Raw genomic sequence first — 18,754 nt, forward strand, 5'->3', positions numbered from 1 at the left:
GCCGGGAATGGGATGCCGGAGCCCGCGCTTTCCGCAGCGCGGGTTTTTCTTTTGAACCATTAGCCGGTCCGGTCGTTTTCCAACCATGTCCAACGAAGGAGAAAGCGTGATGGATTGGAACCGTGTTGAAGGCAACTGGAAGCAGATGAAGGGCAAGGTCCGCGAACAGTGGGGCAAGCTCACCGACGACGACCTCGACCAGATTGCCGGCCGCCGCGAACAGCTGGAAGGCAAGTTGCAGGAGCGCTACGGCATCGCCAGGGACCGCGCCCGCCGCGATATCGACGACTGGTACGACAGCCAGACCTGGCACTGACAACGATCCGGCATCGGACTGAATTCCACTCACCTGGCCTCGCTTTTGCGGGGCCTTTTTTGTCGGGTGGAGTTCCGGCCCTTGCACGATCCGTTAGACATATTCCGCTAATAGCTGACATATCGATCACGGAATTCGCACCGGGGTAACATCGTGAAGCTATTTCAGCCATCCATCGCTCCACTCGCAGCATTCGCCCTGCTCGCCAGTTCGACGCTGGCTTTCGGGCAGGGCTGGCAGACCGACAAGCAGGGCACGTCCACCTGGCACGTTGCGCCGCGCGTCGGACAGTGCAATGTCAGCAAGGCGCAGAACAAGGCGATCCGCGCCGGCATCTACCAGAGCGAGATCGTCTATCGCGACGAAAACGTGCTGACCTTCCAGGGACAGACGCTGAATGGGGATCGCAAGGAGATCACCTTCGGCAACGAGGCGAGCTGCCCGGAGATCGGGGCTCAGGATATTCCGTAAACGGCGGCGGGATTTGGGCGACAGGGCAGTGCCCGCGGCCCCCTCATCCGGCCCTTCGGGCCACCTGCTCCCCGCCGGGGAGAAGGGGTGGTGCGGCGACGTTCTACTCCATCGAGGCGCCCGGTTTGTCGTAAAGGCTGCGGCAGTCCCCCCCTTCGCCCCAGCGGGGAGAAGGGGCGGTGCTGCATCGTTCATATCCCCATCGAAGCGTCCTGCCTGGTAAAAGACCGCGCCACGGATTTCCCCTTCTCCCCGGCGGGGAGAAGGTGCCCGAAGGGCGGATGAGGGGGCTCCGGGCTCAACATCTCCTTGTTCGATTTCGAGAGTGTAGAGACGTGCCGGCCCTTCGCATGGCTCAGGGCGTTCGGTCTTGCAATCGATTCACTGGATCGATTGCTCCCGCTTCGCAGCACCGTCACTCACCCACCCGTAACGCTCATGTGTCGTGCTACCGCCGGCCGCTTGTGGGTACGGTCGATGATGAAATCGTGGCCCTTGGGCTTGCGGGTGATGGCCTCGTCGATGGCCGCGTGGAGCAGGCCGTCGTCTTCGGTGGCGCGCAGTGCGGCGCGCAGGTCGGCGGCGTCGTTCTGGCCGAGGCACATGTAGAGCGTGCCGGTGCAGGTCAGCCGCACGCGGTTGCAGCTCTCGCAGAAATTATGGGTGAGCGGGGTGATGAAGCCCAGGCGGCCGCCGGTCTCGGCGACGGTCACATAGCGGGCAGGGCCGCCGGTCTGGTAGTCGGTATCGGCAAGCGTGAACTGCTTTTCGAGATCGGCGCGCAATTTCGACAGCGGCAGATACTGGTCGGTGCGGTCTTCCTCGATCTCGCCCATCGGCATGGTTTCGATGACGGTCAGGTCCATGCCGCGGCCATGGGCGAAACGCAGCATGGCGGGCATCTCGGCCTCGTTGAAATCCTTCAGCGCCACCGCGTTGAGCTTGATCTTCAGCCCCGCCTTCTGGGCGGCGTCAATGCCTTCCATGACCTTTGCGAAATCGCCCCAGCGGGTGATCCTGCGGAATTTCTCCGGATCGAGCGTATCGAGCGAGACATTGATGCGGCGCACGCCGCAATCGTAAAGTTCCTCGGCATGGCGGGCGAGCTGCGAGCCGTTGGTGGTCACGGTCAGCTCGTCGAGGCCGGAGCCGATCTGGCGGCCGAGCTGGCGCACGAGATACATGATGTTCTTGCGCACCAGCGGCTCGCCGCCGGTCAGCCTGATCTTGCGCACGCCCTTGGCGATGAAGGCGGAACAGAGCCGGTCGAGCTCTTCCAGCGTCAGCAGATCCTTCTTCGGCAGGAAGGTCATGTTTTCCGCCATGCAATAGGTGCAGCGGAAATCGCAGCGGTCGGTGACGGACACGCGCAGATAGGTAACAGCCCGCCCGAAGGGGTCGATCATGGGGGATGCGTCCGCCACCAGCGGCGCGGCATTGCCTATCGTTCCAACTCTCGTGTTCACGTTCGTCTCCGCACTCGCCTGAATGTGGGCATATGCTATTGTCGCGTCAAGGGAAACAGCTTTCCGAGAGACGGCAAATTGCGCTTGCGCCGGAAAAGATCAGCGCCTACTCCTCGCATCAGAAGAGGACATTGACATGAGCGATATCTGGCCGACCGAACTCAGGGTCTCCAAGGACCGCCAGAGGCTGGTGGTAAGCTTCAACGACGGGCAGAGCTTCGACCTTTCGGCCGAGCTTCTGCGGGTGCTTTCGCCCTCGGCCGAAGTGCAGGGGCACGGGCCGGGGCAGAAGGTCACGGTACCGGGCAAGCGCAACGTCGCCATCGTCTCGATGATTCCGACCGGCAATTACGCGGTGCGCATCGGCTTCGACGACATGCACGATACCGGCATCTATACCTGGACCTACCTGCGCGAACTCGGCGAGCGCGGCTTCGAGCTGTTCTCGGCTTACGAGGAGGAGCTCAAGGAAAAGGGAATGAGCCGCGACGTGGCGGAGCGGCCGCGGTAACGATCAGCAAAGGGCGAGGGGGCACATGACACAGGCGCAAAACGGGAGCTGGCTGCGGGCAAAGGGGCATGCCGGCAGCAAGGTGACGTTCCTCGAACTGTTTTTCGATCTCGTTTTCGTCTTTTCCGTTTCCCAGCTCTCGCACGCGCTGTTTGCCCATTACACGCCGCTCGGCGCCATCGAGGCGGCGCTGATGATGTTTGCCGTCTGGTGGGTCTGGATCTTCACCGCCTGGGCAACGAACTGGCTGGACCCGGAGCGCATGCCGGTGCGCTCCATGCTGATCGTGCTGATGCTGCTCGGCCTCGTCCTGTCGGCCGCCATTCCCGAGGCCTTCGGCGAGAAGGGCCTGCTGTTTGCAACAGCCTACGTGCTGATGCAGGTCGGCCGCTCGGCCTTCACCAGCTATGCGATGCGGCCGGTCGGCCGGTCGAGCTATATCAATTTCGTGCGCATCACCATCTACTTCGCCTTCTCCGGCCTGTTCTGGATCGCCGGCGGATTTCTGGAGCACGAGGCGCGGCTGATCTGCTGGGCGGTGGCGCTCGCGGTCGAATATTGCGGGCCGGCGCTCGCCTTTGCCGTGCCCGGCCTCGGCCGCTCCCGGACGGAGGAATGGGACGTTTCCGGCGCCCATATGGCGGAGCGCTGCGCGCTCTTCATCATCATCTGCCTCGGCGAGGCGATCCTGGTGTCCGGCCGCACCTTTTCCGAAATGGAATTTTCCCCGCTGACCGGCGTGGTCTTCGCGATCGGCTTCATCGGCACGGTCGCCATGTGGTGGCTCTATTTCCGCTTCGGCCACCAGCGCGCCGCCCACCGCATCGAGCATGAGGATACGCCGGGCAGCCTGGCGCGGCTGGCCTTCACCTATGCGCATCTGCCCGTTCTCGCCGGCATCATCGTGCATGCCGTGGCGGTGGAATTCATGTTCGAGCATCCGCACGAGACCGGCAACCTTGCCATTGCCGCCTCGGTTCTCGGCGGCTCCGGCCTGTTCCTGATCGGCAATCTCTGGTTCAAGGGCGCCACCAGCGGCCGCCTGCCGCTCTCCCATCTCGCCGGCATCGTCTTCCTGCTGCTCTCGGCCTTCGCCGCGCCCTTCCTGCAGGTCTATGTGATGGGCATCCTGGCGACGCTGGTGCTGATCGTCGTGGCGGCCTGGGAATACAAGTCGCTGACGCGGGCGCCGGCCGGGCCGACGCTGCACTGAGGATGCGGCTGCTCTTCTAGGGAAGGGGTGCTTCGAAAAATGGCAGTTTCATACCGTGTTCTTTTAGAACCGATTTGTAGTGGTCGAGATAAAGCTGAAGCTTGTTGCGAAGGTCATCCAGTTCCTCGTAACCTGGCGCTCCCGGTCCAACTTCGCTACACGCCAGATTGGCTTGCTTGTAGAGGATATAGAGAGTGTCCCCCTGCAGCAGCACGCCCGGAAATGCCCGCGCTGGGTGTCGGAGCACGGCAGCATTGGTCAGGTCCGAGTAAATTTCGACGTTTTCTTCTCGCAAAAGCCACCTATGGAAAGATTGTCAGTTGTAAAACACAGACACCTAAGAGCGATAACGCGTTAATGACGTGAAAACTACCGCGTCCGCCGATGTCGAAGGTCGCTAGTCCTCGTCCTTCAGATCCTGCAGCAGCACGCCGATGATGCGCTCCATCGAATCGGCGGTCGCCATGCATTGTTCGATCGGCTCGGCCGACAGGACGCGGTCGATGAGGCCGGTCTGGATGGCCATGGCCTGTTCGGTGATCCTGCGGCCCTCCGGGGTCAGGTGCAGGCGCAGCACGCGCCTGTCGCGCTCGTCGTCGCGGCGGACAATCAGGCCGCGCTTTTCCATCTGCGGCAGGAGCATGCTCATGTTGGAGCGGCCGACCAGCAGCTTCCTTGCCAGTTCCTGCTGCGAAATGCCCTCGAAGCGGTAGAGATTGACGAGGATATCGAGATGCGGCGGCTTGATATCGAGGTCGGATAGCGAGCGCGCCAGCGACTGCTGCATGAGCTGGCAGGCGCGAGCCACCGCGATCCAGCTGCGAAACCGCGGATGATCCCAGGGCAGGGATTGATTTTTGTTCATCGTTGTACTTTATTGTTCAGTGTTGAACATTATTGGAATCCCATCATGGCAAAATTTGCGCTTGAGGTCACGCGCCTCGCCTTTTCGCTCATGCAGGCCGTTTCGCCGCGTCTGGCCGGCGAGGCCGCCTTCCGCCTGTTCTGCCGAACCCCGCCTGCAAGGCCCAAGGGCGAGAAAGCCAGGGCGGCCCATGCCGCCGGTCTTGCCAGGCTTGCCGGCGCCGAGCGTTTCCTGCTGCCGGTCGATGGCCGGCGCGCCCATGCCTACCGGCTGAACGGCGGGGCGCGCGGGCGGCGCAAGCGTTACCTCGTCACGCATGGCTGGGGTTCCGGCATGGCCTATATGGCCGATCTGGTGACGATGCTGGCCGAGAGCGGCGCGGAGGTGATCGCACTCGATTTTCCGGGCCACGGGCGGGCCGGCGGGCGCTTCCTGCATATGGCGCTGGCGGTGAAGGCGATTGCGGCGGCGCAAGAGCGCTTCGGCCGTTTCGACGCCGTCGTCGGCCATTCCTTCGGCGGCGCGGCGCTGATGGTATCGTCCCTCGCCATCCTGCCCGGCGTGACGCCGGTTTCGGCCGAGCGTCTGGTGCTGATCGGCTCACCCAGCGAAATGCAGTGGCTGTTTACCGATTTCGGCCGGATGCTGCGGCTGAAGCCGGCCGCGCAGGCAGCCCTCGAAGACGTCGTCCAGCGCATCACCGGGCGCAGGCTTGAGGATTTCGACGCGGGCGGCGGGGCCGGCAGCATCGACAGGCCGGTGCTGGTCATTCATGCCGAGGACGACAAGGAAGTGGGTGCGGCCCATGCGCGCCGCTACGCGGCCTCGGGCGCGCATGTGCGGCTTTCCTGGGCAAACGGCTTCGGCCACCGGCGCATCATGTCGGCAAGGCCGGTGCTTGACGAAGTCGCGGCCTTTCTCGCCGAAGATACGATCAGGAAAGATGCCGAAATCATTCCGATTTTCGAGCTTCCGGCACGGCGCGCGTCGGTGTAGCGTCCGCCCGGCCGCCGACCGGGCGGCCGGTAGCGGGGCGACATACGGATGAAGATCATCAGCACGATCGAAGAGCTCAACGAAATCTACGGCGCGGGCCTGTCGCAGGCGGCCGTCGACAAGGTGACGAAGGCGCTGACGCCGCTCTACCGCGGCATGATCGAAATCTCGCCCTTCATGGCGCTCGCAACCGTCGGCCCGGAAGGGCTCGACTGCTCGCCGCGCGGCGATCTCGGCGGCGTGGTGCGCATCATCGACGATACGACCCTGCATCTTCCCGACTGGCGCGGCAACAACCGCGTCGATTCGCTCTCCAATATCGTGCGCGACCCGCGCCTGTCGCTGATGTTCCTGATCCCCGGTTCCAATACGGTCATGCGCATCAACGGGCGCGGGGTGGTCTCGAACGACGAGGCGCTGCTTGCAAGCTTCGAGATGGACGGCAAACACCCGCGCACGGTCATCGTCATCAGCATCGTCGAGGTCTATTTCCAGTGCGCGCGGGCAGTGATGCGGGCGGAACTGTGGAACGCGGAGCATTTCGTCGATCCGGCCAGGCTGCCGACGCCGGGGCAGATGCTGAAGGATGCGGTGGGCGATTTCGACCACGAGACCTATGACCGGGAATGGCCTGTCAGGGCTGCCAGGACGATGTGGTGAGGTGAGGGTTTCTTCTTCCCTCATCGCTATGACAGGCACGGAAAAGGGGAGGATGAGGGGGCCACAAGGAACGACCTCGCCGTTAAATTTTTCGGCAATGTGGACCGGTCAGTAAAACGTCGATTTGAACGGAACGATCGCCGCCCCCATAGCGGCTGCATCGCCCGATATCTCCGAAATCACCAGCTTGGGATGCGGGCGCGCGACACCGTAGCGCGGGCGGCCGAAAAGCTCCGTGCGCTCGGCCATCATCTGCGCCATTGCCGGCGGCACCTGGCCGCCGAAGACGATCGCCTGCGGGTCGTAGATTGCCCAGATGGCGTTGACGAGCCGGTTATAGGCCGGGGTGATCTCCTCGATCCATTCCACCACGCCCGGCCATTTCGGATCGAAATGCTTGCGCAGATAGGGGATGGACGGCACATCGACATTGTGGCGCCGCAACCGCTCGAGCAGAAACTGCAGGGCAGGGCGGCGCACGAGCTCCTCGTCGTCGTACATCTGCGAAAATTCGCCCGCATTGCCATTGCCGCCGGGCAATAATTCGCCATCGCTGATCAGGCCGCCGCCGAAGCCGTAGTTGAAGCTCAGATAAGCGAAATGCCGGATGAAGCGGCCTGCGCCGAACATGGCCTCGGCGACGGCGCCGGCGCTGCCGCCGTTGAGCACCCAGACGGGTTTGCCGAAGAGGTCGGTCAGCAGCGGTCCGAGTTCGATCAGCGACCATTCGTGCAGCGGGATGGACGCATTGTATTTCGTGCCGGAGACGTGAAAGCCGGCAATGCCGAAGCCGATGCCGAAAAGGGTTTCCTCGTCGAGACCGTTCAGCTGCTGCTGTTCGCCAATGCGTTCGCGCACACGGTCGAGCGCCTGGGCCATGCTCAGTTCCCGCAGCGAGACGCTGCTTTCGCCAAGCACGTTGCCAGCGAGGTCCACAAGGCAGATATCGACCACGTCGGAATTGACGGAAATGCCGACAGAATAGGCGTGCAGGCCGTTGAGCCGCAGCATGGGGCTTGGCTGGCCGCGGCCAAGGCCGGGTTTCGGCGACCCCAGAGAAACGATGCCGCGCTCGACGAGCTGGTCGATGATGCGATGGACCGATTGCTGCGTGAGGTCGGTATGGTTGGTGATCTCGGATCGCGACAGGCCGGGATGGCGCCAGAGCAATTTCAGCAGGCTGCGCTCGTTGGGAGAGACGACCACTTCCTCACCCTGACGCAGAAAACGCGACGCGATCAGCGGTTCCGGAAAATAAGCCATGACACACCTCGAATATACTACAAAAGTGTAACACTGAAACCAGTGGCGGTCGTCGGCACGTGCATACCGGGCTTTGCATGAACGATCAAGCCGGATGGCGTCATGTATTTGTTACACATAAAGTGTATTAAGCCGACGTTCACGATCCGGGCACCGGTCCGGCGGGTCTCCTATTTCAGGTGAGGGAAAAATGAAGATTTCCATTCTGGTGGCTGCCGCCGCCATGCTGACGGCTGCGTGTACATCTGCGCGGGCCGCCAATTTCGAATTCTGGTACGGCAATACGGGAAGCGTCGAAAAGGCGATCCTGGCGCAGTGCGATGCTTTCAACGCGGCGCAGTCGAAAGACCATGTGAGCTGCGTCGGGCAGGGCAGCTATGAAGTCTCGATGCAGAAGGCGATTGCCGCCTACCGTTCCAACAAGCATCCGGTGCTGATCCAGTTCTTCGATGCCGGCACGCTCGACCTGCTTCTCTCCGACGCCGTCGTCCCGGTTCAGGACGTGCTGCCCGATGTCGACTGGAACAATTACATCAGGGGCGCGCGCTCCTATTACGAAACGTCTGGCGGCAAGCTCTATTCGCAGCCCTACAACGCCTCGACGCTGCTCTTCTACGTCAACAGGACCGAGCTCGAAAAAGCCGGCGTCACCGAGATGCCGAAGACCTGGGAAGACATTGTCGAGGCTGCCCGCAGGCTGAAGGCATCCGGCCACGAATGCCCCTATGTGACCAATGGCGAGCCCTGGTCGATGTTCGAGCAGTTCTCCGCCCGGCACGGCCTGCCGATCGCTTCCGAGCATAACGGCTATGACGGTCTCGATGCCGAATATGTCTTCAACACCACGTTCTTTGCCAAACACCTGCAGAACCTCATCGACTGGCGCAAGGAAGGCCTCGTCAGGATCGCCAGCGACACCAAGGCCGGCAACTACACCGCCGCCTTCAATTCCGGCGAGTGCGCGATGATGGAAAATTCCTCCGGCTCCTACACGGACTCGTCCAAGGCCTTTGCCGGCAAGTACGAGCTCTCCGTCGGCCTGACGCCGATGTACAAGGGCTACGAGCGCCACAACACGTTCGTCGGCGGCGCCTCCATCTACATCATGAAGGGCCACGACCAGGCCGAGATCGACGGCGCCAAGGCCTTCCTCGATTTCCTGCGCAAGCCCGAACAGCAGATGTTCATGACCGCCTCCACCGGCTACGTGCCCGTCACCAACGACGTGCTCGACGCCATCGCCAAGAGCCCCGACGCCGGCACCACGAAATATGCGACGGCAGGCGTCGGCATCGAATCCATGAACGAGCCGGGCACGCCCGATACCCGCGGCATCCGCCTCGGCTTCTACGTGCAGTTCCGCTCGATCTTCATGGAAGAAACGCAGAAGGCATTTGCCGGCACGCAGACCGCGCAGGCGGCGCTCGATAGCGCCAAGAAGCGTGGCGACGAGCTGCTGCGCCGCTTCGAGCAGACCTACAAGACGGCAAAGCTGCCCTGATCCATCTCCGGTGCGGCGCTCCCCCGTCGCCGCACCGGCTTTTCTCGAAATGGACATGCGTGATGTCGTCGGAATCCTCGCTTTTCAGCCATCGCTGGCTGCCGCTTCTGCTGGCCGCTCCCTTGCTGCTGTTGATCGTCATCTTCTTCTATGCGCCGGTCGTGCAGGCCTTCTACTGGTCCTTCTTCCTGGAGCGGCCGTTCGGCGGCGGGTCGGAATTCGTCGGCTGGGACAATTTCCGCCGGGTCCTCTCCGATCCGGAATTCTGGGACGCCGGCTGGCTGACGGTGGTCTTCATGGTCTTCGCCTCGTCGCTCGCCGTTCTCCTGCCGCTGATCCTGGCGGTCGCCGCAGACCGGAAAATCCGTCTCTCCTACGCGGCGCGCAACGTGCTGGTCTGGCCGAAAGGCGTGGCGGGCGCCTCGATCGGTGTCGTCTTCGCCTTCATCTTCAATCCGTTCGTCGGCATCCTGGCGCCGATCAACCATTTCTTTCCGGGCGCCTGGGCGCCGGGTCTCGATGGTACGGATGCCTTCATCACGCTGATCGTCGCCCATGTCTGGGGCGGCATTCCCTTCAATTTCGTCATCCTGCTCGCCGGCCTGCAATCCATCCCGCGCACCATGTTTCAGGCGGCTGCGATGGATGGGGCAGGGCCGTGGCGGCGCATCTTCGACGTGCAGCTGCCGCTCATCATGCCGCAGCTTTTCCTGACGCTGGTGCTGGAATTCACCGAAAGCGTCACCTCGGCCTTCGCGCTGATCGACACGATCACCAAGGGCGGGCCGGGCGGGGCCACCAACCTGCTCGTCTACAAGATCTATACGGACGGCTTCAGCGGTTACGATCTCTCCGGCGCCTCCACCCAGACGGCCATCCTGATGGTCTTCGTCGTCATCCTCACTGCAGCGCAGTTCCTGCTTCTCGGCCGCAGCGTCAGTTACGAACGGTAGGGGCCAGCCATGATCGAAAATGCCCGCTCGCTCAATTTCGCCGCCAGCGCCATCCTGGCCGTCGGCATCGTCTTCATTCTCGGGCCGCTCTACCTGACGCTCGCCAATGCCTCGCAGTCCTACGAGTTCCTGCTGCGCAACGGGCTCGCCTGGTATCCGGGCGACCAGTTCATCGCCAACGTGATGCGGGTCTTTGGCGAAACGCGCATTCCGGTCCAGATGCTGAACAGCATGCTGGTGGCCCTTTACGATGCCTTCTTCACCTGCGCGCTGTCCTTCCTCACCGCCTATGCGCTCGTCTATTTCCGCATCCGCTGGGCGGGCGTGGCCTTTGCGGCGGTTCTGGCGACGATCATGCTGCCGATCGATATTCGCGTCATCACCACCTATCAGGTGGCGGCCAACATCTTTTCGCCGCTGAACGGGCTGCTGGATCTGACCGGCGCCAATGCGCTGATCGAGGCCGTATCCGGCGCGCCTGTTCATCTGGAACTCAGCGTGCTCGATACGCATTTCGGCCTTGTGGCGCCGCTCGTCGCGCATGGAACCGGCACGTTCCTGTTTCGCCAGTTTTTCCGCACATTGCCCTCCGATCTTTTCAAGGCGGCGCGCATGGACGGGGCAGGGCCGATCCGCTTCCTCTTCCATATCCTGCTGCCGATCTCGCGCAGCTCCTTTGCCGCCCTGTTCGTGCTGACCTTCCTCGGCGGCTGGACGCAATATCTCTGGCCGCTGGTTGCCGCCTCCAAGCCCGACATGACCACCGCCGTCGTCGGCCTGGCGCGGCTGGCGCCTGACATGGAAGGCGAGATCCCCGATTTTCCGATGATCATGGCCGGTGTCGTGGTCGTCTCGGTCATCCCCCTTGCGATGATCGCGCTGCTGCAGCGCTACCTCGTGCAGGGCCTTGTTCTTTCGGAGAAATGACGTGAACGCCATCGATACAGCCATCCGCACCGCGGCCACCACCATCACGCTGTCGGGCGTCACCAAGGCCTATGACGCCAAATCGACCGTCATTGCGCCGCTCGATGTCGAGCTGCGCGCCGGCGAGTTCACCGTCGTTCTGGGACCGTCCGGTTGCGGCAAGTCCACGCTGCTGCAGATGATCGCCGGGCTCGAGGCCGTCAGCGGCGGCAAGATCCTGTTCGGCGCGCGCGAAGTGCAGGGCCTGGAGCCGAAGCAGCGCGGCTGCGCCATGGTTTTCCAGAATTACGCGCTCTATCCGCATATGACCGTGTTCGACAACATGGCCTACAGCCTGCGTGTCGCCGGCCTGCCCAGGGCCGAGCGCAGGCAGCGCGTCGGCGCCGTTGCCGACATGCTCGGCCTTTCGGCCTATCTCGATCGCAAGCCGGGGCAGCTTTCCGGCGGCCAGCGCCAGCGCGTGGCGATCGGTCGGGCGATCGTGCGCGAGCCCGGCATCCTGCTCTTCGACGAGCCGCTTTCCAATCTCGACGCGCAGCTGCGCCACGACATGCGCGTCGAACTTGCCGACCTGCACCGGCGCATCGGCGCGACCACGGTTTTCGTTACCCATGACCAGGTCGAGGCAATGACGCTTGCCGATCGGATACTCATTCTCAACAAGGGCAGCGTCGAGCAGTTCGATACGCCAAAGGCGATCTACCATCGCCCGGCCTCGGTCTTCGTCGCGAAGTTCATCGGCGCACCACCGATGAATATCCTGCCGGTCACGGGCGACGGTTCGGTCCTGCGTCTGGCAGACGGGCAGGCGATTGCAGAATACCGCAAGCCGGGCAATTTCCAGCTCGGTATCCGCCCGGAGGACATCACCCTCGGCGCCGATGGCGCGCTCAAGGGACGGCTCAGGCATATCGAGGATCTCGGCTCGCATACGGTTCTGTCAGCCGATCTATCCGCCACCTCCATCCGCATCGCGACCCCCTTCGGCGCCGATATCGATCCCGCCGCGGACCTTTCCTTCCGCTTGCCGCGATCCCGCCTGCACCTGTTCGACGGCGAGACGGGGCGCGCCATCGCGGATGCATTCACCGACCATTGAAAGACCTTCCCATGAATTACACGGACTATGTGCGGGACCCCAAGCGGGACTGCGCGGTCGTGGCGCATCGCGGCATATGGCGCGACGCCCCCCGAAAACAGCCTGCCTGCCATCGAAGCGGCGATCCGCGCCGGCTGCGACGTGGTCGAAATCGACGTGCGCCGCAGCGCCGACGGCGGCCTCTTCCTGCTGCACGACAAGACGCTGCAACGCATGGCCGGCATCGACGCTGCGCCGGAGCAACTGACTTCCGGGTATTTATCCGGGCTCACGCTGAAAAACCGCGACGGCGGCGAAGGCAATGGGATGAGCGGCGAGAGGCTGCCGAGCCTGCGGGAGATTTTCGATCTCACCCGCAATCGCATCTTCCTGCATCTCGACGTCAAGGACCGGACGATCATTCCCGATGTCATCGCCTGCGCTCGCGACATGGGCGTCGCCGACGAGGTGGATTTCTGGGGCAACCTTCGCACAGCCGAGGATCTGGCCTGGGTGCGCGAAACGGTGATCCCGCATGGCGTGCTGTTCATGGCCAAGTCACGGATCGGCGCTCCTCATGCAGAGGCCGAGCTGGATCTCCTGTTCCGGCTCGCGCCGCCCGTCTGCGAAGTCTGCTTCGACCGGATCGACGATATTTCGGCACTGCATGCGCGCGCTCGCGAAACAGGCATGGCGCTCTGGGCCAATACGCTCGATCCCGTGGCCTTTGCCGGCTTCACCGATAGCGCCGCCCTGCAGGATCCCGACGCCATCTGGGGCCGGCTCATCGGGGCCGGCATTTCCCTCATCCAGACCGACGAGCCGGTCGCACTGAAATCATACCTCGCCAGCCGCCGTGGCTGACACATCAAGGAAAGACCATGAGCTACAAAGACTTCATCGCCGACCCGAACCGTTCCTGCGCCATCGTCGCCCATCGCGGCGCCTGGCATGGCGCGCCGGAAAACAGCCTGGCCTCGATCGAAAAGGCCATCGCCGTCGGTGCCGATATCGCCGAGATCGATGTGCGCAAGAGCGCGGATGGCGAGCTTTTCCTGATGCATGACGATACGCTCCTGCGCATGGCCGGCATCGACCGTGACGCGGAAAGCTTCACGATGGCCGAACTGCAGGCGATCGCGCTGCGCGAGGACAATGGCGGCGAGCACCGCGCGTTGACCGATCAGCGCATCCCGACGCTGAAGCAGGCGTTCGAGACCATTCGTGGCCGCATCTTCGCCGATCTCGATCTCAAGGATCGCGGGCTGTTTTCGGAGGTCGCGGCCTGCGCCCGCGAGATGGGTGTGGCATCCTGCGTCGATCTGAAGACGGTGGTGGCGAGCCGCCAGGATATCGACTGGGTGCGCGCCCAGAATATCGAGGGCGTGCCCTTCATGGCGATGGCCCATTTCAAGGCCGGCGATGTCGCCGAAAAGCTTGCGCTGCTCTCGCAAATCAGGCCCTTCATGTGCGAATTGCGCTTCGACCGTCTGGATACGATCGCGGAGAACCGGCAACTGTTCCGGGATGCCGATATGGCGATCTGGTTCAACACGCTGGATATGGCCGCAAGCGGCGAATGGACCGATCCGCGCGCGCTTGCCGAACCGGACGCCGTCTGGGGCCGGCTGATGGATGCCGGCGTCAGCACCATCCAGACCGACGAGCCGGCCGCGCTCAAGCGTTATATCGAAGCCCGCAAGGCATCGCTGCAGCCGGCTGGAGCCCGCGTGGCGGGCTGATCGGCCCCGCGAATTCGCAGGCCACCGCCAGCGCGGCCGGTGGCCCGCTTCCGGCAGGTCACTTCAGCGGGACAACGAGCGGCGAACCCTTGGTGACGATATAGGTCGCCAGTTCCGAGGCCCTGCCGTCGCCGACATTCCTGGCCGAATGGGCGACGCCGGCGGGGATGAACAGGGACTGGCCGGCCTTGAGCGTTACCGGCTTGCGGCCGTCGAGTTCATATTCCAGCGTGCCTTCGATGACATAGGCGATTTCTTCGCCGGGGTGGCGGTGTTTCGGCGCAAAGGCGCCGGGCGCGAGATCGACGCGCACCTGCGCCGCCTCGTGGCCGGGCACGTCGATATCGCCTTTCACGAGATCGGTGCGGCTTATCGGTTCCTCGCCATTGGCCGCGGTCAGCTGCATTGCGCCGGCCACGACAAGCGCGCCGGCTGCCAGGGTCATGATCGTCCTCATCTGTCTATCCTCCGTCAGATTGCCTGAAACCCGTGATCGGGCGACGGGCCTATCTGAGCAGGGCAATGAATGCGGAATGTTTCCGTGGAAGGGGCTTTTTGTATCGGCGTGTATCCGAAGGCGCTGCCGTCAGCGCCGCGCCTGCAGCGCCTCAAGATGCCGGGCCAGCGTCGTCCTGCCCCAATGGCGGCGGTCGGGCGTTTCGGCCCGGCCATCGATGGTGACTTCGGTCATTTTCGCATGGCAACGGGCGGCCGCCCACGAGAAACCGAGGCCGAGATAATAGTCCTCGAATTTCTCGCGCGGTATGGTCTCGGCCGTGACGGGACGGCCGAGGAGCAAGGAGAACGCCTCGGCGACATCGGCGAAGGAATAGCGCTCCGGAGCTTCGACATAGTCGATGCCGATATCGTCGATCGGGCTTTTCAGGCGCGCGGCAGCGATCTCTCCGAGATCGCGCGGCGAAACCATCGGTATCTTCATGTCGGCGGGGAAGGGCGTGACCAGGCGCCCGGTCTTGCCGGCGGGTTCCAGCAGCATGTCGAGATTGGTGAAGTAATAGGCGCCCCTGTTGATGGCGGCCGGAATGCCGCTTGCCTTCACCTCGCGCTCGAAGTCGTAAAGCACCGAGAGATCGCCGATGCCGGCGCCGTCAAGCGCGCCGTAGATCGAGGCCACGACGAGTTTTTCGAGGCCGGAACCGTCGAGCGCTGCGGCGATGCTCCTGGCGGTCTTCAGTTCCTCGGCGTTCGTATCACGCCTGATATCGGCCGGCGGGTTCAGGAGGAAGGCGCGGCGCCCTTTCTGCAGGACGGAGCGGAGCCGCTCGGTATCGGCCACATCGGCAATGACGGGTTCAACGCCCTCGCGCTCGATGGCGGCAGCTTTTTCCGCACTGTGGACGACGGCGATCACCGTGTCGCCCGACGCCCGCAATGCGTCGATGACGGCAGAGCCGATGTGTCCGGACGCGCCGAGGATGACATACATGGGTGCAATCTCGCAGACGGTCGCACCTATAACGGCGCTGCCCGGTTCGAGGTTCCGCATGTCTTGCAGGGGTGCGGCCGAATGCCGGCAAGCGGTGCGGCAATCCGCCGGTCAGGCGCGCCAGAAGGGCCGGTGGCTCTGTTCGTAGGCGGCTTCGCGGCTCATGCCGAAATCCCGCAGCGTCTCGTCGGGCAGCGTGTCCAGTTCGCGGGCAAAAAGGCGGCGCTCGGTCCAGCGTTCGCGCCACAGCCGCAGGGTGTCGGCCACATGCATGATGAAATTTCCTTTCTTTGTCTGCAAAACTCACCTATCGTTAACGAATAGCCAAAGGGGAATTTCGGTCGCTTTGCTGATTTGCAACGGTTTTATGGCAGTTTCTGAGATCGGAAAAGCGCGTTATCTTGACCTTATACGTTAGAAAAACTCACATATTGGACGATCATGGCCCGCAACCTGCCGCCGCTCTCCTATCTCAAGGCCTTCGAGGCCACCGCACGTCTCGGCTCGGTGACACGGGCGGCAGACGAGCTGGGGCGCACGCATGGCGCCGTTTCCAAGCAGCTGCAGCTCCTGCAGGAGCAGCTCGGCATTCCCGTCTTCGAAAAATCGGGAACGGGGCTTCGCCTGAACGAGGACGGGGCGGCCTTCTTCGCCACGGTCTCGCGCGCTTTCGACCTGCTGGAGGAGCGCTATCAGGAGCTGAAGGCGAGCCGGAACGAGGCGAGCGTGCATATTGCCTGCAGCGCCACGTTCGCCATGGTCTGGCTCGTGCCGCGGCTGGCGGAATTCTACAGCCTCCATCCCGATATCCGCGTGCAGCTTTCCATGTCGTCGAGCGCGCGCGACGGCGGCACGAACCGGGCGAGGGACGGGGTGGATTTCACGCTGAGCTGGGACCGGCTGGCGCGGCCACTGGTGAAGGGCGAATTCGTGCCGCTCGCCTCCGTTTCCTTCGGCCTTGTATCGGCGCCGGATTATCCCTTCCGCGCCGAGGGCGCCGAGATCAGCTTCCCGACGCGCATTTCGCCCGACGATATGAGCGCGCAATGGACGAGCTGGCAGGCGGCGACCGGCCACCGGGTCTCGGCGCAATCGGAGCTTTATTTCCCGCATATGCATCTGTGCGTCAGCGCCGCGGCAACCGGGCTCGGCGTGGCGCTGGTGGAGCGGCGTTTTGCGCTGAACGAGCTGAAGAGCGGCAAGCTGGTGGAACGGTCCCCGTTCCTGAAATACGAGGACGGTTTCGTGGCGATGATGAAACCGGGCCGGACGCTTTCGCCGGCGGCCAGCCATTTCCTCGACTGGCTGCGCAGCGCCTTCGTGCGGGAAGCGGCCTGACAGGGCAGCCTCGCGCGAATGTTTCCTGTTTGTTCTTTTTCTGCCGCTGGGTTACAGTGCAGATGCGCGGCATTGGATTCGCGCCAGGCGAGATTGCCGTGAAGGCTGTATTATTTTCGATTTTCCTGCTTGCCGCCGGCAATGCCTCGGCGTCTTGCGAACTGGTTTCCCGCCCGTGCTCGACAGACAGTTCGGGCAATACCTACACGACGCAGCAGAACCTCGGCGGCGGCTACAATACCTATCGCAACGGGATATTGCATTCGCAGACGAGCCAGCAGCTGGATGGCCGCTATCGGGAAACCTATTCCGGCGGCGGCTACCGGATCTATGACCGCAATCCCTATCGCAGCAATTCGCAGGGCCGGCGCGACCCGTGAGGCGAGGCCGGCTTGCCAACCGGGCGGCCCGAAGGCTCAGATGATCGCCTCGATGAGAAACGGCCCGCGGCGCTTCAGCGCGCTGTCGAAGAGATCGGCAAACTGCTCGCAGCTATGGGCGCCGGCGGCATCGACGCCCATGCCCCTGGCGACGGCGACCCAGTCCCAGGCCGGGTGGTCGAGATCCATCATCCGCCTTGCGTTCTCGCCGATGCCGTCGACGCCGACATTGCGCATCTCGGCGTGAAGCACGGCATAGGCGCGATTGGCGAAGATGACCGTCACCACGTCGAGATTTTCGCGCGCCTGCGTCCACAGGCCCTGCACCGTATACATGCCGCTGCCGTCGGCCTGCAGGTTGATGACCTTGCGGCCGGGACAGGCGACGGCGGCACCCGTCGCAAGCGGAATGCCGCAGCCGATCGAGCCGCCCGTGTTCATCAGGTAATCGTGCGGCGCGGCACCGGCCGAGAGCTCGAAGAAGCGACGGGCGGAGGTGACACCCTCGTCGCAGACGATGGCGTCGTCAGGGAGCCTGGCGGCCACCATCACGGCGATCGCGTCCTCGGTCAGGTGCCCGAAGGGAACGATATCGTCGGCAAGGGCCGAGGGCCGCGCCGGAGGCAGCGACTGGCGGGCGCCGAGTTCGTCCCTCAGCGCCTCCAGCGCGCCTTTCAGGTCCTCGCCATGCCCGGCAAGGGTCAGAACCTTGCAGCCCTTGCGCACCAGCCGGCCGGGCTTGCCCGGATAGGCAAAGAAGGCCACCGGCTCGGGCGCGCCCGCCAGGACGAGCACGTCGATATCGGCAAGCAGTTCCAGGGCGGCGTCGATCGGGTAGGGAATGCGGGTCAGGGCGACGCGGCCGCGGCCGCGCTCGACCCTCGGCAGCTGCATCTCGCAGAAAAGGCGCACATCCCTGGAGGCGGCAATTGCGCCGGCGATCTCGAGACAGTCGGCGCGGGCGGCCGCACCGCTGACGAGAATGCCGACCTCGCCGGGCGTTTCCCTGATGGCGGCGGCAACCTCGCGCACGCTATCCATGTTGGCGGCATGAGGTGCCGGCCGGGACAGCCGGATCGGCCGCTCCGCTTCGACATGGCCCCAGGCGGCATCCGCCGGCAGGATGAGCGTTGCGACACCGGGCGGTGACAGGCAGGCGCGGTAGGCGGCCTCCGTCGCGCCGACGATCTCTTCCGGGCTGCGGATGCGGTGCACCCAGTTGGACATCGCGCCGGCCAGGCTGTCGATATCGGATGTCAGCGGCGCATCGAGGGGCAGATGGTAGGAGGCGTGATCGCCGACGACGTTGATGACGGGAACCCGCGCCCGCCGCGCATTGTGGAGATTGGCAAGGCCGTTCGCCAGGCCCGGCCCGGTGTGCAGCAGCGTTGCCGCCGGGTGATCGGTCATGCGCGCATAACCGTCGGCCGCCCCCGTCACCACGCCCTCGGAAAGGCCGAGCACGCAGCGCATCTCGGGCTTGCGGTCGAGGGCGGCCACAAAATGCATTTCCGACGTTCCGGGATTGGCAAAACACACCCTGACATCGTTTGCCAGAAGCGTGTCACACAGGCTGTCCGCACCATTCATGGCAGTTCCTCCCGCTGGCAGCAGCCTTGCACGGGAA

General features: G+C 63.8%; 22 protein-coding genes and 1 pseudogene. 15 read left to right on the forward strand and 8 right to left on the reverse strand.

What is annotated here, in order from left to right; translation table 11 throughout:
• Positions 1 to 109: 109 nt before the first annotated feature.
• The 3 genes and pseudogenes from ACU8HS_RS20195 to ACU8HS_RS20205 form a co-directional block, all read left to right on the forward strand.
• Positions 110 to 316, forward strand: a complete 207-nt coding sequence (locus ACU8HS_RS20195; protein WP_112569455.1) for a CsbD family protein — start codon at positions 110 to 112, stop codon at positions 314 to 316.
• Between the two features lie 153 nt (positions 317 to 469).
• Positions 470 to 787 carry a hypothetical protein gene (locus tag ACU8HS_RS20200; protein WP_112705210.1) on the forward strand — a complete coding sequence of 106 codons (318 nt, stop codon included), beginning with the start codon at positions 470 to 472 and terminating at the stop codon, positions 785 to 787.
• 28 nt (positions 788 to 815) lie between these two features.
• Positions 816 to 1,091, forward strand: a pseudogene (locus ACU8HS_RS20205) (hypothetical protein); the annotation flags it as partial.
• Positions 1,092 to 1,206: 115 nt separating this feature from the next.
• Here ACU8HS_RS20205 and moaA read toward each other — a convergent pair.
• The gene (moaA, locus tag ACU8HS_RS20210) at positions 1,207 to 2,253 is read right to left on the reverse strand and encodes a GTP 3',8-cyclase MoaA (RefSeq protein WP_112705211.1); all 1,047 of its coding nucleotides are present in this window, start codon (positions 2,251 to 2,253) and stop codon (positions 1,207 to 1,209) included.
• Between the two features lie 136 nt (positions 2,254 to 2,389).
• Between moaA and ACU8HS_RS20215 the strand changes: the two genes are divergently transcribed.
• Together ACU8HS_RS20215 and ACU8HS_RS20220 are read left to right on the forward strand one after the other, a co-directional pair.
• A complete protein-coding gene (locus ACU8HS_RS20215; protein WP_112569449.1) occupies positions 2,390 to 2,764 on the forward strand; it encodes a gamma-butyrobetaine hydroxylase-like domain-containing protein in 375 nt (124 codons plus the stop codon).
• Between the two features lie 25 nt (positions 2,765 to 2,789).
• Positions 2,790 to 3,977, forward strand: coding sequence for a low temperature requirement protein A (locus tag ACU8HS_RS20220; protein WP_447015071.1), 1,188 nt, complete (start codon positions 2,790 to 2,792; stop codon positions 3,975 to 3,977).
• A 16-nt stretch (positions 3,978 to 3,993) separates the two neighbouring features.
• On the opposite strand, the gene ACU8HS_RS20225 is transcribed toward ACU8HS_RS20220, so the two are convergent.
• On the reverse strand, positions 3,994 to 4,224 hold the full coding sequence (locus tag ACU8HS_RS20225) for a DUF6959 family protein (protein ID WP_447015930.1): 231 nt from the start codon (positions 4,222 to 4,224) through the stop codon (positions 3,994 to 3,996).
• A 150-nt stretch (positions 4,225 to 4,374) separates the two neighbouring features.
• Positions 4,375 to 4,842 (reverse strand): MarR family winged helix-turn-helix transcriptional regulator, encoded by a 468-nt coding sequence (locus tag ACU8HS_RS20230; RefSeq protein ID WP_447015072.1) that lies wholly within the window; start codon positions 4,840 to 4,842, stop codon positions 4,375 to 4,377.
• Positions 4,843 to 4,887: 45 nt separating this feature from the next.
• Between ACU8HS_RS20230 and ACU8HS_RS20235 the strand changes: the two genes are divergently transcribed.
• Positions 4,888 to 5,838, forward strand: coding sequence for an alpha/beta hydrolase (locus ACU8HS_RS20235; protein ID WP_447015073.1), 951 nt, complete (start codon positions 4,888 to 4,890; stop codon positions 5,836 to 5,838).
• Positions 5,839 to 5,886: 48 nt separating this feature from the next.
• Positions 5,887 to 6,498 (forward strand): pyridoxamine 5'-phosphate oxidase family protein, encoded by a 612-nt coding sequence (locus ACU8HS_RS20240; RefSeq protein ID WP_447015074.1) that lies wholly within the window; start codon positions 5,887 to 5,889, stop codon positions 6,496 to 6,498.
• Between the two features lie 108 nt (positions 6,499 to 6,606).
• Here ACU8HS_RS20240 and ACU8HS_RS20245 read toward each other — a convergent pair whose 3' ends face one another.
• Positions 6,607 to 7,761 carry an ROK family transcriptional regulator gene (locus ACU8HS_RS20245; protein WP_113414717.1) on the reverse strand — a complete coding sequence of 385 codons (1,155 nt, stop codon included), beginning with the start codon at positions 7,759 to 7,761 and terminating at the stop codon, positions 6,607 to 6,609.
• Between the two features lie 190 nt (positions 7,762 to 7,951).
• Here ACU8HS_RS20245 and ACU8HS_RS20250 point away from each other — a divergent pair, with 190 nt between their 5' ends.
• From ACU8HS_RS20250 to ACU8HS_RS20275, 6 genes are all read left to right on the forward strand, one after another.
• Positions 7,952 to 9,262 carry an extracellular solute-binding protein gene (locus ACU8HS_RS20250; RefSeq protein ID WP_447015075.1) on the forward strand — a complete coding sequence of 437 codons (1,311 nt, stop codon included), beginning with the start codon at positions 7,952 to 7,954 and terminating at the stop codon, positions 9,260 to 9,262.
• Between the two features lie 62 nt (positions 9,263 to 9,324).
• Positions 9,325 to 10,215, forward strand: a complete 891-nt coding sequence (locus ACU8HS_RS20255) for a carbohydrate ABC transporter permease (protein ID WP_113414719.1) — start codon at positions 9,325 to 9,327, stop codon at positions 10,213 to 10,215.
• Positions 10,216 to 10,224: 9 nt separating this feature from the next.
• On the forward strand, positions 10,225 to 11,142 hold the full coding sequence (locus ACU8HS_RS20260) for a carbohydrate ABC transporter permease (protein ID WP_447015076.1): 918 nt from the start codon (positions 10,225 to 10,227) through the stop codon (positions 11,140 to 11,142).
• A gap of 1 nt (position 11,143) precedes the next feature.
• Positions 11,144 to 12,241, forward strand: coding sequence for an ABC transporter ATP-binding protein (locus tag ACU8HS_RS20265; protein ID WP_447015077.1), 1,098 nt, complete (start codon positions 11,144 to 11,146; stop codon positions 12,239 to 12,241).
• Between the two features lie 27 nt (positions 12,242 to 12,268).
• Positions 12,269 to 13,084: a glycerophosphodiester phosphodiesterase family protein gene (locus ACU8HS_RS20270; protein ID WP_447015078.1), complete on the forward strand. Its 816-nt coding sequence runs from the start codon at positions 12,269 to 12,271 to the stop codon at positions 13,082 to 13,084.
• Positions 13,085 to 13,101: 17 nt separating this feature from the next.
• Complete coding sequence (locus ACU8HS_RS20275; RefSeq protein WP_113414723.1) at positions 13,102 to 13,962, forward strand: glycerophosphodiester phosphodiesterase family protein; 861 nt, start codon at positions 13,102 to 13,104, stop codon at positions 13,960 to 13,962.
• Positions 13,963 to 14,020: 58 nt separating this feature from the next.
• On the opposite strand, the gene ACU8HS_RS20280 is transcribed toward ACU8HS_RS20275, so the two are convergent.
• The 3 genes from ACU8HS_RS20280 to ACU8HS_RS20290 all read right to left on the reverse strand — a co-directional run bounded on the left by ACU8HS_RS20280 (position 14,021) and on the right by ACU8HS_RS20290 (position 15,682).
• Complete coding sequence (locus tag ACU8HS_RS20280; protein WP_447015079.1) at positions 14,021 to 14,419, reverse strand: cupin domain-containing protein; 399 nt, start codon at positions 14,417 to 14,419, stop codon at positions 14,021 to 14,023.
• Between the two features lie 129 nt (positions 14,420 to 14,548).
• Positions 14,549 to 15,409, reverse strand: a complete 861-nt coding sequence (locus tag ACU8HS_RS20285) for an NmrA family NAD(P)-binding protein (RefSeq protein WP_447015080.1) — start codon at positions 15,407 to 15,409, stop codon at positions 14,549 to 14,551.
• 111 nt (positions 15,410 to 15,520) lie between these two features.
• Positions 15,521 to 15,682 (reverse strand): DUF1127 domain-containing protein, encoded by a 162-nt coding sequence (locus tag ACU8HS_RS20290; protein WP_112569435.1) that lies wholly within the window; start codon positions 15,680 to 15,682, stop codon positions 15,521 to 15,523.
• A 168-nt stretch (positions 15,683 to 15,850) separates the two neighbouring features.
• Here ACU8HS_RS20290 and ACU8HS_RS20295 point away from each other — a divergent pair, with 168 nt between their 5' ends.
• Positions 15,851 to 16,747 (forward strand): LysR substrate-binding domain-containing protein, encoded by an 897-nt coding sequence (locus tag ACU8HS_RS20295; RefSeq protein WP_113414726.1) that lies wholly within the window; start codon positions 15,851 to 15,853, stop codon positions 16,745 to 16,747.
• 98 nt (positions 16,748 to 16,845) lie between these two features.
• On the forward strand, positions 16,846 to 17,127 hold the full coding sequence (locus tag ACU8HS_RS20300; protein ID WP_112755038.1) for a hypothetical protein: 282 nt from the start codon (positions 16,846 to 16,848) through the stop codon (positions 17,125 to 17,127).
• A gap of 36 nt (positions 17,128 to 17,163) precedes the next feature.
• Here the strand turns inward: ACU8HS_RS20300 and ACU8HS_RS20305 are convergent, their stop codons facing one another.
• Positions 17,164 to 18,717, reverse strand: a complete 1,554-nt coding sequence (locus ACU8HS_RS20305; protein WP_112569428.1) for an acetolactate synthase large subunit — start codon at positions 18,715 to 18,717, stop codon at positions 17,164 to 17,166.
• Positions 18,718 to 18,754: the final 37 nt, after the last annotated feature.

The organism is Rhizobium sp. KDH_Rht_773_N (genome assembly GCF_052946295.1).

Excerpts from the sequence above, each read along its gene's own strand:
- ACU8HS_RS20195 (WP_112569455.1), top strand. The coding sequence starts at position 110 with ATGGATTGGAACCGTGTTGAAGGCAACTGGAAGCAGATGAAGGGCAAG.
- ACU8HS_RS20215 (WP_112569449.1), top strand. The coding sequence starts at position 2,390 with ATGAGCGATATCTGGCCGACCGAACTCAGGGTCTCCAAGGACCGCCAG.
- ACU8HS_RS20220 (WP_447015071.1), top strand. The coding sequence starts at position 2,790 with ATGACACAGGCGCAAAACGGGAGCTGGCTGCGGGCAAAGGGGCATGCC.
- ACU8HS_RS20230 (WP_447015072.1), bottom strand. The coding sequence starts at position 4,842 with ATGAACAAAAATCAATCCCTGCCCTGGGATCATCCGCGGTTTCGCAGC.
- ACU8HS_RS20235 (WP_447015073.1), top strand. The coding sequence starts at position 4,888 with ATGGCAAAATTTGCGCTTGAGGTCACGCGCCTCGCCTTTTCGCTCATG.
- ACU8HS_RS20240 (WP_447015074.1), top strand. The coding sequence starts at position 5,887 with ATGAAGATCATCAGCACGATCGAAGAGCTCAACGAAATCTACGGCGCG.
- ACU8HS_RS20245 (WP_113414717.1), bottom strand. The coding sequence starts at position 7,761 with ATGGCTTATTTTCCGGAACCGCTGATCGCGTCGCGTTTTCTGCGTCAG.
- ACU8HS_RS20250 (WP_447015075.1), top strand. The coding sequence starts at position 7,952 with ATGAAGATTTCCATTCTGGTGGCTGCCGCCGCCATGCTGACGGCTGCG.
- ACU8HS_RS20255 (WP_113414719.1), top strand. The coding sequence starts at position 9,325 with ATGTCGTCGGAATCCTCGCTTTTCAGCCATCGCTGGCTGCCGCTTCTG.
- ACU8HS_RS20260 (WP_447015076.1), top strand. The coding sequence starts at position 10,225 with ATGATCGAAAATGCCCGCTCGCTCAATTTCGCCGCCAGCGCCATCCTG.
- ACU8HS_RS20270 (WP_447015078.1), top strand. The coding sequence starts at position 12,269 with ATGTGCGGGACCCCAAGCGGGACTGCGCGGTCGTGGCGCATCGCGGCA.
- ACU8HS_RS20275 (WP_113414723.1), top strand. The coding sequence starts at position 13,102 with ATGAGCTACAAAGACTTCATCGCCGACCCGAACCGTTCCTGCGCCATC.
- ACU8HS_RS20280 (WP_447015079.1), bottom strand. The coding sequence starts at position 14,419 with ATGAGGACGATCATGACCCTGGCAGCCGGCGCGCTTGTCGTGGCCGGC.
- ACU8HS_RS20285 (WP_447015080.1), bottom strand. The coding sequence starts at position 15,409 with ATGTATGTCATCCTCGGCGCGTCCGGACACATCGGCTCTGCCGTCATC.
- ACU8HS_RS20290 (WP_112569435.1), bottom strand. The coding sequence starts at position 15,682 with ATGCATGTGGCCGACACCCTGCGGCTGTGGCGCGAACGCTGGACCGAG.
- ACU8HS_RS20295 (WP_113414726.1), top strand. The coding sequence starts at position 15,851 with ATGGCCCGCAACCTGCCGCCGCTCTCCTATCTCAAGGCCTTCGAGGCC.
- ACU8HS_RS20305 (WP_112569428.1), bottom strand. The coding sequence starts at position 18,717 with ATGAATGGTGCGGACAGCCTGTGTGACACGCTTCTGGCAAACGATGTC.